This is a genomic window from Bariatricus sp. HCP28S3_D3 (assembly GCF_052065755.1).
Lineage (GTDB): Bacteria > Bacillota > Clostridia > Lachnospirales > Lachnospiraceae > Allocoprococcus.
This window is the reverse complement of record NZ_JBQHTK010000010.1, coordinates 67,243-78,769: the sequence shown is the minus strand read 5'-3', so window position 1 is coordinate 78,769 and position 11,527 is coordinate 67,243. Positions and strand designations below refer to the sequence as shown.

The window sequence follows — 11,527 nt, the reverse complement described above, 5'->3', positions numbered from 1 at the left end:
TATCACCAAAACAGGATTCGAAGATGTCTCTGAGTATGAACTTTTTATTCGCTGTTTTTCAGAGCAGTCCATTGTCGAACAGGGAAAACGTCGCTGGATTACTAAGGAAGATAACCTCGGCAATTCAACCATGCTGTTAAATCCAACTGATCCTGAGGCTACATACCGAAGGAAAGCAGGGAAAGAATATCGCGGCTATGTGGCTAATGTAGAGGAAACTGTTGGGATCGTGTGACATCGGTCCAAAATGATGGTGCAAGACACATTTTTGTGACAAAAGGAGATGCAAACCAGACAGAGGATCCGTATTTAACTTCGGAAGAAGATGTGATTGGTAAAGTTATCTGCATTTCATATCCGTTGGGAGTTGCAGTACATCTGCTGTCCAATCCTTTGATTTTTATACCGCTTATTCTCCTTCCTTTGTTCTTTATACTGATCTATAACTTGATCTATTCTGTTAAAGTTACAAAAGGTATTATTCGTGAAGAGGAAGAAGCGGCTGTGCGGGAAGCTGTGGAAGCGATTCGTAAGAAAAGGGCAGAAGAAGAGGAGGAAAAGAATGATTCAAAATCCAAGTAGTGTCTTTCATGGCCTCATGGAATATGATTCAATAGCGTTAAACCTGAGAAATCTGGTATTTTTCTTCTGTCTGCTATATTTGTCAGTAGAAGATCTGAAAAGATACAGGATTCCGGATAAATGTCTGGGAATCTCTGTAATTGCATGGTGCATGGCAATACCATTTGCATATCAGGATTATGGTGGATGGAGTGGTATTGCTGTGCATTTACTGGCTGCTGTAGTATACGGCGGCGGCGTACTTATTCTTTCCATTCTTATTGAGCAAATCTTTAAAAAAGAAAGCCTTGGCGGCGGTGATGTGAAATTAATTGCTGTCATGGGACTGTATCTTGGTATGAATTTATCATTGTATGCATTGTTCTTTGCATGTATTTTCGGTTTGGTTATATTGCTTATAAGTTATAAGAGCCGTGAGGGAAAGGGTGGAGTAATTCCATTTGGACCGGCTCTTGCGGCAGCAACCATGTTGATGGTTTTGTGGGGACAGGTTCCGTGATTCATTTATTCGGAAATGGAACGGAAGATTTTGCCGAACAAAGATGCGTTTCGCCAGTTTACGACTACATCTGCAGAGTTGTATGCGATTTATCTGAATGATTTCCTCGAAGCGCTTGCCACAGGAGTTTATAAAAAGACTTCAGATAAGTTGAAGATTTTTCTTGACGCGAATGGGACGACGAAGATCACTTCGCTCTACAAATATTGTCCCTTGCTGTGCTGGCAAAAGAATTTCACAAAAATGCGTCTTTCCTTTCCGGGCAGTTCAGCAAAGAGACCGGGATGAGTATGACCGATTACATTCATCACGCCCGAATTCGTGCGGCGGTTCAGTACTTTAATACGACACAGATGTCGGTCACGCAGGTGGCGACAAGCGTTGGGATGGATAATTTCGGATATTTCTCGAGGATTTTCCGAAGAGAGATCAGAATGAGCCCGCGGGAATATAAGAAGATGGTATCGGCGGGAAAAGTGGGAAATAAAATTCGCAGCATCATTGTAATCGTAAAGAAAAATCATTCTACTAAAAATAGAAATAAAAATAGAATCTATTAAAGGAGGCATTTATGGCAAGAACAGTAGGAATTGGGATACAGGATTTTGAAAAATAATAACGAATAAATGCTTCTATATAGATAAGACGGATTTTATCCGTGAATGGTGGGAAAGCAAGGATGATGTGACACTAATTACCCGTCCGAGGCGCTTTGGAAAAACGTTAACTATGAGTATGTTGGAGAAGTTTTTCTCACTTGATTATGCAGGGCGGGTGGGTGTCCGAAAAACAGGTACTACACTAATTCGCGTGTCCACTGTTATGGTACATTATAACTCATTAGTTGAGAGTTGACTCCCTCCAACTCCCCATCCCCACGACTACCACTATTTTCTTGACAAAATAACCGCAAACGGTTAAAATGTAAAAAACGGTTAAAGGAGATAGAGGCAGTGATTTCTGATATATTAAAACGAAAAAAGGAAGAAAAGGGTATGACCACCGAGGCACTATCTCGACTTTCCGGAGTACCGTTGGGAACGATCAATAAGATTTTGAACGGGGAAACCAGGTCGCCCAGATACGATACGCTGATGGCACTTGAGAAAGTTCTTCTGGATAAGAAGGATACGGATGAATATCTTGTCATACGGGATTCGCAGGCGGCTTTGGAATATCAGGGGTGTGGACCGTATACGATAGAAGATTACCGGGCACTTCCGCAAGAGGTGCGTGCAGAACTGATTGATGGGGAATTGATTTTTATGGAAGCGCCAGGCACTGCACATCAGATTCTTGTGATGAAGATTGCATTTTTATTAGAATTATTTATACGAGAGAATAAAGGAGAATGTTTGGTGCTTCCGGCTCCTCTTGATGTACAGCTGGATTGCGATGATAAGACGCTGGTTCAGCCTGATATTGTAGTACTGTGCAAGAAAGAAAAACTTGTAAAAGAAAGTATTTACGGAGCACCGGATATGGTGATTGAGGTTACGTCGCCTTCTACCAGAAGAATGGATTTTGCCAAAAAGATGGTGAAATATGATAATGCCGGTGTGCGGGAATATTGGATTGTTGATCTTCAGAAGAAAAAAGTGGTGACGTATCACCTGGAAGAGGACCCGATGCCGTCCCTTTATACATTCCGGGATAAGATCCCGGTTCAGATTTTTGATGAAAAATTAGAGATAGATTTTGCAGGACTTGCAGATGTATTAGAAAGCATACCTGAGTAATGCGAGCAGGTGGTGACGGGGCTCGTTTGTCAGAGAGGGCTCATCCTTGCGGCTGAACTGTTATATTTTTGGAGAATTTTGGGGAAAATGCCTGAATAACTGTGAGAAGATTGTGAAAAATTGTCGAAATGTCTTGATGACAACACGTAAATAATGCAAACTATAATAAGTAGAAATCAAAACTATGTTGCGAGGTATTGGATATGGTTCAAATTATTACAGACTCTTCAACACTGCACACGGTGGAGGAGGCAAATGCATTGGGAGTCGAGACGTTGCCGCTTTGTGTCAATATCGACAATCTGGAAGGGCGCGACCTTCAGATGGATATGAAAGATTTTTATGAAAGGATTCGTAAGGGACAGATTCCCAGAAGTTCCCAGCCTCCAATTGGTGAGGTGGTGGATATGTTTGATAAATACAAGGATTCAGACATTATCAATATCACCATAGCGGACGGACTTTCCGGTACATATCAAAGTGCGTGCGCGGCGAAGGAAATGTCAGAAAATCGGGAGCGGATTACGGTCTTCAACTGCAGGACGCTTTGCGGTCCGCATTGCGTGGCGATTCAGTATATTGAAAAATAGCAGGAAAAGGGGGAGGTCGCATAGCGCTCTCCCCAGTGTTTTTTGAAATACATCCAACATTAGTAACCAATTCCCATCCCAAAGAGCAGGAGCAGGCTTGTAAGTACAAGATTCAGAGTCTGGAATTTCCAGCTCCATTTCACCCAGGTACCATAGTTTACATCCGCAAGACCCAGACCGATCAGAAGAACCGGATTTGTCGGGTAGAATACATTGGAGAAGCCGTCGCCGAACGCGAATGCCGCAACGCAGAGCTGGGCAGAGATCCTGAATACCTGTGCAACCGGAACAATCAGCGGCATCAGCAGAAAGGCTTTGGCAGAACCCGATGGAATGAAGAAGTTCATGATCAGTACAAATGCAAGGGCGCGGAACCAGATTCCCGAGAACATCGGAAGTCTGGCAAGCTCCTGTGCTACACCTACGGTAAATGGATTGCAGACTCCGGCAGCAAACCCACAGCCTACGGCAAGAAGACTCATGCCGACACCGGTAAGAGGATCCCATCCCAGGCTGACGGCCAGCGCAACGACGATCGGAACCAACGGAATGCATTCTTCGAAGAACCCGATAAAAGAACCGAGGGCCATGAAGAACAAGGTGATGACGGTCAGAAGCTGGTAGCGTTTCTGACCGAATCGGCTGGTAATTCTGTCCAGCATATATTTCATAAGATTACATTTCTCAAGACTGTTAAAAACGCCTCCGATCACCAGGAGGAAGACGATAACGGCAATCAAAGCTCCGCTTCCTTCTGAGCTGAGAACGAGAAGTGGGGAAAAGATCCATTTCCAGAACGGAATTCCGCCTTCTACATAAGAGAATCCTGCTTCGGTATCGATTACCGTATTTCCGGATGCATCTGTGAGTCTGGCGTATTCACCTCCCGGGATCAGGAATGTAAGTATGTAGGTGAGTACCATCAGAACAAAGATGACTGCGATTGCGGTCAGGAAAGAACGTGTGCTGATATTTAGGCCTTTTTTCTGTTTTTGTGTTCCTATTTTTTCCCCTCTCTGTTAGAATAGTTATAAGGTATTTGCTACGATTATATACTCCCGGGTAAGCTAAGTCAATAAAAGAGGGGGTGGCACTTTGCGGAGAAAGGAACGGGAAGATTTATGGCTTAAACCGGATCATGAAGCATGTTTCGGGGCAAAGCGAATGGTCTTATGAGGAAAGCATGCTTCGGAGCGTCGGAGTTTTTAAGCTTAAAGCGGAAGAAATGAGCTGTAAGGAACAACAACGATGAGACATGTCTATTTCCGCGGCAATTGAATGATGCTTGTAAAATGGCGAAAGAGAGAAGGAAACAAGGAATGAAGAATAAGAAACAAAGTGAAAAGAAGAATCAAAACCTGTGTATGACAAACAGAGAATTGTCATGGCTTCAGTTTAATGAACGAGTGTTAAATGAAGCCGGGAATCCAAGAGTGCCTTTGGCAGAAAGGATGACATTTGCGTCTATTTTCCAGACAAATCTGGATGAATTTTTCATGGTACGTGTCGGTACGCTCCTTATGCAGATGCAGTCTTCGGAAGAAATTATAGAGAATAAAACTGGCATGAATAGTAAAGAGCAGGTCAAGGAGATTCTCAAACGTGTGAACGTGCTTGAAGAGAAGAAGGCAAAAATATATGAGCAGCTTATGGGTGAACTGGAGCCTGAGGGAATCCGTATCATTAATTTTAACAAGTTGTCCGCGGAAGAAGGAAAACTTCTGGAGAAGTATTTTGACGCGCATATTGCCCCGTTCCTTTCTCCGATGATCATCGGGAAGCAGCAGCCGTTTCCGTTCCTTGCAAATAAACAGTTGTATGCGATTGTTTTACTTGAAACACCGAAGGGCAAGAGAAGAACCGGACTGGTTCCCTGCTCCAACAGTGTGTTTAAACGGCTGATTGAGATCCCTACAAGGCCCGGAACCTTTATGCTGTCAGAAGAACTGATCCTTCATTTCGTTTCCAAATTGTATTCAAAATATATTGTGAAAGAAAAATCTATCATGCGTGTCACGCGTAATGCAGATATTGATGCGACAGAGATATATGACGAAGATCTTGACTACAGAGATATGATGGAACAGTTGATCAAGCGTCGTACCAGGCTGAATCCGGTGCGAGTGGAGTTCAGCCGCAGTATCAATAAAAAGACAAAGCAGGAAATTGCCCGTTTCCTGAAAATCGGGGCGGATCATATTATTGATGTGAAGACGCCGCTGGATCTGTCTTTTGTTTTCGCACTCCAGACCTATCTTCGCGATAAACCGGAATTGTTTTATGAGAAACGCAGTCCGAGACTCAGCCCGGCGCTGAACCTGAAAGAAAATCTGTTTAATCAGATTGAGAAGAAGGATGTGCTGCTTTCCTATCCGTATGAAAGCATGAAGCCGTTCTTGCAGCTCCTTCAGGAAGCGGCAGAAGATGAGTCTGTCGTTTCTATTAAAATGACGCTCTATCGTGTCGCAGAGCGAAGCAAGATCATTGACACGTTGATCGAGGCTGCCGAAAATGGCAAGGAAGTTGTTGTTCTGGTTGAACTGAGAGCAAGATTTGACGAGGCGAATAATATTGAAATGTCCCACAGGCTTGAGGATGCCGGATGTCAGATCCTTTATGGACTGGGAGACTATAAGGTTCATTCCAAACTGTGTCTGATCACACGCAAAACGGAAACGGGATTTGCTTACATAACCCAGATCGGAACCGGAAATTATAATGAAAAAACATCAAGGCTTTACACAGATCTTTCTCTGATCACGGCAAGACAGTCCATAGGAGCAGAAGCAGCAGAGATATTTACCGCGCTGCAGAAGGGAGAAGTGGTCGAGCATACGAACGAACTCCTTGTCGCGCCGAAATGTCTGCAGAACAAGGTAGTGGATATGATCGATGCGGAGATTGAGAAGGTGAAACAGGGCAGTACAGGATATGTGGGGGTGAAGATCAATTCGCTTACGGATAAGGTTCTGATCGATAAGATGATCGAGGCTTCGCAGGCCGGAGTGAAAATTGATCTGATCGTCAGAGGTATCTGCTGTCTGAAACCGGGTGTGAAAGGCATGACAGAGAATATTCATGTGATCAGTGTTGTTGGGCGTTTCCTTGAACACTCCAGAATCTACCGCTTCGGAAGGGGAGATGAGGAGAAGATTTACATTGCATCTGCCGACTTTATGACCAGAAATACGGTTCGCCGTGTGGAAGTGGCTGCTCCGATTTATGACCAGGATATCCGCACCAGAATCCGTCACATATTTGACACGATGATGATGGATGATGAGAAAGGAAAAGAACAGAATTCAGAAGGAGAATACTGCGACCGGTCTGTAAATGCAGAAAAACTGAACTCTCAGGAATTCTTCTATCAGGAAGCATATGATATGGAAAATGGAAGATAGTTTGTAAATAATCCGGCAAAACACGGGAAATATGTGTTTTGCCGGATTTTTAATAGCTGTGGACGGAAGGAGAATTTGCCGGATAACAAAAAGAAAACCTTGACTTTGCGGGGACTGTATGTTACACTATCCTAGCGAATGGAAGTTATAGGTCTTTTTTTTATGCCTATTTTTAGCAGAATTCCGGAGACGGGATTTTGCAGACAGCCTCGCAAGCTGTCGTGTAACTGAAAATTAGAACATAAAAGCGAGGTGGAAGTTGTGCGTACAAGAATTACACTGGAATGTACAGAATGCAAACATCGTAACTACAACATGACAAAGGATAAGAAATCTCATCCGGAGCGCATGGAGACAAAGAAATACTGTAGATTCTGCAAATCACACACATTACACAAAGAGACGAAATAGTCGTTGAAGGGAAGTGAATGTTATGGGAGATGCTAAAGAAACCCGCAAGACACCGTTTTTCAAAGGTGTAAAAGCAGAGTTTAAGAAGATTATCTGGCCAGACAAAACCACACTTGCCAAACAGACAGCGGCAGTCGTATCTGTTTCTGTTTTGCTGGGAGCGATTATCGCGATTACCGATATTCTTGTAAAATACGGAATTGATTTCTTAGTAAGATAAGATACTGATAATGGTAACACAGGAAAGGTGATATTATGGCAGAAGCAAAATGGTATGTGGTTCATACCTATTCAGGGTATGAGAACAAAGTAAAAGCCGACATTGACAAGACGATTGAGAACCGTCATCTGGAAGAAGAGATTCTGGAAGTTCGTGTTCCGATGCATGAGGTTGTGGAACTGAAGAACGGAGTGCAGAAGGCATCACAGAAAAAGCTTTTTCCGGGATATGTACTCATTCATATGATCATGAATGATGATACATGGTATGTCGTAAGAAATACCAGAGGTGTGACTGGTTTCGTTGGTCCGGGGTCCAAACCGGTTCCGCTTACAGACGAAGAAATGGCACCGCTCGGAATCCAGAAAGAGGATGTTGTCGTTGACTTTGCAGAGGGCGATACCGTTACTGTTATTGCCGGGGCATGGGAAGGAACGGTTGGTGCTGTTCAGTCCATTAATATGCAGAAACAGAGTCTTACAATCAATGTTGAGTTATTTGGTCGCGAAACACCGGTAGAAATTAGTTTCGCAGAAGTCAAGAAAATGTAGCAGACATTACGTGGGAGGGAAATCCCCGCAAATACCACAAGGAGGTACTTTAAAATGGCAAAAAAAGTTACAGGTTATATCAAATTACAGATTCCAGCCGGAAAGGCTACTCCGGCTCCACCGGTTGGTCCTGCACTTGGACAGCATGGTGTAAATATCGTTGAGTTTACAAAACAGTTCAACGCAAGAACAGCAGACCAGGGAGATTTAATTATTCCGGTTGTTATCACTGTTTACAGTGACAGAAGCTTCAGCTTTGTTACAAAGACACCGCCGGCAGCAGTTCTGATTAAGAAAGCCTGCAATATCAAATCAGGTTCAGGCGTTCCGAATAAGACAAAAGTTGCTAAGATCACAAAAGCTCAGGTTAAAGAAATCGCAGAGATGAAGATGCCTGATTTAAATGCAGCTACTGTTGAGAGTGCTATGAGTATGATCGAAGGAACCTGCAGAAGTATGGGTGTAACTGTAGTTGAATAAGTCTGATTTACGGGCGAAAGAACTACACTATGAAAACTGTAAACAAGCACGTGGGAGGGAATTCCCGTAATCACCACTAGGAGGTATTTAACATGAAAAGAGGAAAGAAATATGTAGAGGCTGCTAAACAGGTTGACAGAACAGTCCTCTATGATAAAGCAGATGCAATCGCATTAGTTAAAAAATGTGCGACAGCAAAATTTGACGAGACAATCGAAGCTCATATCAGAACCGGATGTGACGGACGTCACGCTGATCAGCAGATTCGTGGAGCAGTTGTTCTTCCACACGGAACAGGTAAAAAAGTTCGTATCCTTGTATTTGCAAAAGATGCAAAAGCAGAAGAAGCAAAAGCGGCTGGCGCAGATTATGTAGGAGCAGAAGAACTGATTCCGAAGATTCAGAATGAAAACTGGTTTGAATTCGACGTTGTAGTTGCTACACCGGATATGATGGGTGTTGTTGGACGTCTTGGTCGTGTACTTGGACCAAAAGGTTTAATGCCGAACCCGAAGGCTGGTACCGTAACAATGGACGTTACAAAAGCAATCAACGAGATCAAAGCTGGTAAGATTGAGTACAGATTGGACAAGACAAATATTATCCATGTACCGATTGGAAAAGCTTCCTTCACAGAAGAACAGTTGGCGGACAACTTCCAGACGCTTATCGATGCAATTAATAAGGCTAAACCGGCAGCAGTAAAAGGACAGTACCTTAGAAGTGTAACTCTTACTTCTACAATGGGACCTGGCGTAAAACTGAACCCGATGAAGTTAGCTTAATTGATGATATATTGATACCTATCGAGGACGCAGCATTTCAAAGTGCTGCGTCCTGTTTTTTTGTCAGTGAAGCATTGGAGAGATGCGGATTATATAATATGGTAAAATAATAATATTGTATAAAAAGAGTTGAATATTATTATAATAAATGGTAATATATAATATATAAAGAGGCGTGGCGGGCAAGTGCAGATTGAATGGAAGGAGGAACGGGAATGGATATACGTGATATTAAGAATCGGAAAAAACAATTGGGTCTTACGAATAAACAGCTTGCTGACTATTCGGGAGTTTGACAGTTAAACAATAGGAAAAGTACTTGCAGGCCGCATAAAACCTGTTTTTTTTGTGTCAACTTTTTGGTTTTATTGTATTGTATTTTATTGCAATGTATGGTATAATGTGGAAAAGGGGGTATTTCCTATGAGAGTTATTACATCCAAATCAAAAAATGCTGAATCCTTTTATATCTCAAAAGGATACATCAACGATAAAGGTGTAAGCACTTCTGTTATTGTTCGGAAATTGGGAACTTTAAAAGATCTTTTACCTGAACATGGACCAACTCGTGATGATGTGATGGCTTGGGCTAAAGAAGAAGCCAGACTTGAAACCTTAAAGTACAAACAAGAACAGGAAAACAAATCGATCCAGATTACTTTTCATGCTGACAGACAACTGGATTATGAGAAACAAGTTTTCTATCGCGGCGGTTATCTTTTTTTACAATCCATCTATTATCAACTCCATATAGATAAAATTTGCCGCAAATTAAAATCAAAATATAAATTCAAATATGATATCAATGCAATCCTTTCCGATTTAGTTTATGCCAGGATTCTGGAGCCTTCCAGCAAACGCTCTTCTTTTAAAGCAGCGTCAGAATTCTTAGAGAAGCCTTCTTATGAACTCCATGATGTTTATCGTGCATTGGACGTTCTTGGGAATGAATGTGATCTCATACAATCAGAAGTTTATAAAAACAGTCATTTTTTAGGATCCAGAAATGATAAAGTCCTTTATTATGATTGTTCGAATTATTACTTTGAGATTGAACAGGAAGATGGCAGCAAAAAATACGGAAAAAGCAAAGAACACCGACCAAATCCTATTATCCAAATGGGATTATTTATGGATGGGGATGGCATTCCACTTGCTTTTTCACTCTTCCCCGGAAACGCAAACGAACAAACCTCACTAAAACCATTGGAAAAGAAAGTTCTTGGAGAGTTTGGCTGTCAGAAATTTATCTATTGTAGTGATGCCGGACTGGGATCTGAAGATATCAGATCCTATAATCATATGGGAGAAAGAGCCTATATCGTAACCCAGTCTATCAAGAAACTGAAAAAAGAAGAAAAAGAATGGGCTTTGAATCCACAAGGGTTTAAAAGAGTTTCGGATGATACACCCGTTGATATCACAAAACTACCTGCAGATGATAAAGGCCTTTATTATAAAGATGAACCCTATACTACAAAGAAACTTCACCAGCGCCTGATCATTACATACTCACCTAAATATGCGATTTATCAGAAAACGCTTCGCGATAAACAAGTGGAACGTGCACAAAAAATGTTAGATTCAGGAAACACAAAAAAGAATCGTAAAAACCCAAACGATCCAGCCCGTTTTATCGGAACCACAGCTTCTACCAAAGAAGGTGAAGTCGCTGATATCCATCATTACCTGGACGAAAATAAGATTGCAGAAGAATCTCAATATGATGGACTTTATGCTGTATGCACAGATCTTCTGGATGATGAAGTTGGAGATGTTTTAAAAGTCAGTGAAGGCAGATGGCAAATAGAAGAATGTTTTCGAATTATGAAAACGGATTTTTCGGCAAGACCTGTTTATCTACAGGATGAAAACCGTATTAAGGCACATTTTCTGATTTGTTTTCTCGCACTGATAATCTATCGTTTTCTTACGAAAAAGCTCGAATCAAAATATACCTGTGAAGAACTGTTAGATACCTTGAAAACAATAAATTTTGTCGAGGTTCAAGAACAAGGATTTATTCCTACATATAAGCGCGAGTCCATTACAGATGATCTTCATGAAGCTTGTGGATTTCGAACAGACTATCAATTCATAACCAAAAGTAAAATGAAAACAATTCAGAAACAAAGTAAAGGAAGGAAATAAATTACAATACTCTATAACAACGATAAAAATCGCTGTACCCAAGTAAGCGCAAGGGATACAGCGATTTTTTCTTTTGCTAACTGTCAAAGACAGGAATATATAATATATAAAGAGGCGT

14 protein-coding genes and 2 pseudogenes are annotated in these 11,527 nt (G+C 41.8%); 15 read left to right on the top strand and 1 reads right to left on the bottom strand.

What is annotated here, in order from left to right:
- The 8 genes and pseudogenes from ACTNB3_RS08825 to ACTNB3_RS08790 form a co-directional block, all read left to right on the top strand.
- Positions 1-235, top strand: a pseudogene (locus ACTNB3_RS08825) (hypothetical protein); the annotation flags it as partial.
- A 35-nt stretch (positions 236-270) separates the two neighbouring features.
- On the top strand, positions 271-582 hold the full coding sequence (locus ACTNB3_RS08820) for a hypothetical protein (protein ID WP_441025123.1): 312 nt from the start codon (positions 271-273) through the stop codon (positions 580-582).
- Positions 563-1,081, top strand: a complete 519-nt coding sequence (locus tag ACTNB3_RS08815; RefSeq protein WP_427820033.1) for a prepilin peptidase — start codon at positions 563-565, stop codon at positions 1,079-1,081. Before ACTNB3_RS08820 ends, ACTNB3_RS08815 begins: the two co-directional genes overlap by 20 nt.
- 30 nt (positions 1,082-1,111) lie before the next feature.
- Positions 1,112-1,369, top strand: coding sequence for a hypothetical protein (locus ACTNB3_RS08810; protein ID WP_441025127.1), 258 nt, complete (start codon positions 1,112-1,114; stop codon positions 1,367-1,369).
- Complete coding sequence (locus ACTNB3_RS08805; RefSeq protein ID WP_441025121.1) at positions 1,300-1,641, top strand: helix-turn-helix domain-containing protein; 342 nt, start codon at positions 1,300-1,302, stop codon at positions 1,639-1,641. Before ACTNB3_RS08810 ends, ACTNB3_RS08805 begins: the two co-directional genes overlap by 70 nt.
- An 11-nt stretch (positions 1,642-1,652) precedes the next feature.
- Positions 1,653-1,855: pseudogene (locus ACTNB3_RS08800) on the top strand (AAA family ATPase); the annotation flags it as partial.
- A 179-nt stretch (positions 1,856-2,034) separates the two neighbouring features.
- Positions 2,035-2,820 (top strand): Uma2 family endonuclease, encoded by a 786-nt coding sequence (locus ACTNB3_RS08795; protein ID WP_441025120.1) that lies wholly within the window; start codon positions 2,035-2,037, stop codon positions 2,818-2,820.
- 203 nt (positions 2,821-3,023) lie between these two features.
- Positions 3,024-3,410, top strand: a complete 387-nt coding sequence (locus ACTNB3_RS08790) for a DegV family protein (protein WP_441025118.1) — start codon at positions 3,024-3,026, stop codon at positions 3,408-3,410.
- A gap of 59 nt (positions 3,411-3,469) precedes the next feature.
- Here the strand turns inward: ACTNB3_RS08790 and ACTNB3_RS08785 are convergent, their stop codons facing one another.
- On the bottom strand, positions 3,470-4,345 hold the full coding sequence (locus tag ACTNB3_RS08785) for a hypothetical protein (RefSeq protein WP_441025126.1): 876 nt from the start codon (positions 4,343-4,345) through the stop codon (positions 3,470-3,472).
- Between the two features lie 384 nt (positions 4,346-4,729).
- On the opposite strand from ACTNB3_RS08785, the gene ppk1 reads away from it, so the two are divergent.
- The 7 genes from ppk1 to ACTNB3_RS08750 all read left to right on the top strand — a co-directional run bounded on the left by ppk1 (position 4,730) and on the right by ACTNB3_RS08750 (position 11,409).
- Positions 4,730-6,811: a polyphosphate kinase 1 gene (gene ppk1 / locus ACTNB3_RS08780; protein ID WP_441025117.1), complete on the top strand. Its 2,082-nt coding sequence runs from the start codon at positions 4,730-4,732 to the stop codon at positions 6,809-6,811.
- Between the two features lie 261 nt (positions 6,812-7,072).
- Positions 7,073-7,222, top strand: a complete 150-nt coding sequence (rpmG, locus tag ACTNB3_RS08775; RefSeq protein WP_081445272.1) for a 50S ribosomal protein L33 — start codon at positions 7,073-7,075, stop codon at positions 7,220-7,222.
- A 22-nt stretch (positions 7,223-7,244) separates the two neighbouring features.
- Positions 7,245-7,442: a preprotein translocase subunit SecE gene (secE, locus tag ACTNB3_RS08770; RefSeq protein WP_427806096.1), complete on the top strand. Its 198-nt coding sequence runs from the start codon at positions 7,245-7,247 to the stop codon at positions 7,440-7,442.
- 35 nt (positions 7,443-7,477) lie between these two features.
- Positions 7,478-7,993 (top strand): transcription termination/antitermination protein NusG, encoded by a 516-nt coding sequence (nusG, locus tag ACTNB3_RS08765; protein ID WP_427806095.1) that lies wholly within the window; start codon positions 7,478-7,480, stop codon positions 7,991-7,993.
- A 54-nt stretch (positions 7,994-8,047) separates the two neighbouring features.
- Positions 8,048-8,473: a 50S ribosomal protein L11 gene (rplK, locus tag ACTNB3_RS08760; RefSeq protein ID WP_427806094.1), complete on the top strand. Its 426-nt coding sequence runs from the start codon at positions 8,048-8,050 to the stop codon at positions 8,471-8,473.
- A gap of 92 nt (positions 8,474-8,565) precedes the next feature.
- Complete coding sequence (rplA, locus tag ACTNB3_RS08755) at positions 8,566-9,258, top strand: 50S ribosomal protein L1 (RefSeq protein WP_427806093.1); 693 nt, start codon at positions 8,566-8,568, stop codon at positions 9,256-9,258.
- A gap of 423 nt (positions 9,259-9,681) precedes the next feature.
- Complete coding sequence (locus tag ACTNB3_RS08750) at positions 9,682-11,409, top strand: IS1634 family transposase (protein WP_441025116.1); 1,728 nt, start codon at positions 9,682-9,684, stop codon at positions 11,407-11,409.
- Positions 11,410-11,527 lie beyond the last annotated feature (118 nt).

What these genes read in the sequence shown, in the direction of transcription:
- ACTNB3_RS08815 (WP_427820033.1), top strand. Translation starts at nt 563, where the DNA reads ATGATTCAAAATCCAAGTAGTGTCTTTCATGGCCTCATGGAATATGAT.
- ACTNB3_RS08790 (WP_441025118.1), top strand. Translation starts at nt 3,024, where the DNA reads ATGGTTCAAATTATTACAGACTCTTCAACACTGCACACGGTGGAGGAG.
- ppk1 (WP_441025117.1), top strand. Translation starts at nt 4,730, where the DNA reads ATGAAGAATAAGAAACAAAGTGAAAAGAAGAATCAAAACCTGTGTATG.
- secE (WP_427806096.1), top strand. Translation starts at nt 7,245, where the DNA reads ATGGGAGATGCTAAAGAAACCCGCAAGACACCGTTTTTCAAAGGTGTA.
- nusG (WP_427806095.1), top strand. Translation starts at nt 7,478, where the DNA reads ATGGCAGAAGCAAAATGGTATGTGGTTCATACCTATTCAGGGTATGAG.
- rplK (WP_427806094.1), top strand. Translation starts at nt 8,048, where the DNA reads ATGGCAAAAAAAGTTACAGGTTATATCAAATTACAGATTCCAGCCGGA.
- rplA (WP_427806093.1), top strand. Translation starts at nt 8,566, where the DNA reads ATGAAAAGAGGAAAGAAATATGTAGAGGCTGCTAAACAGGTTGACAGA.
- ACTNB3_RS08750 (WP_441025116.1), top strand. Translation starts at nt 9,682, where the DNA reads ATGAGAGTTATTACATCCAAATCAAAAAATGCTGAATCCTTTTATATC.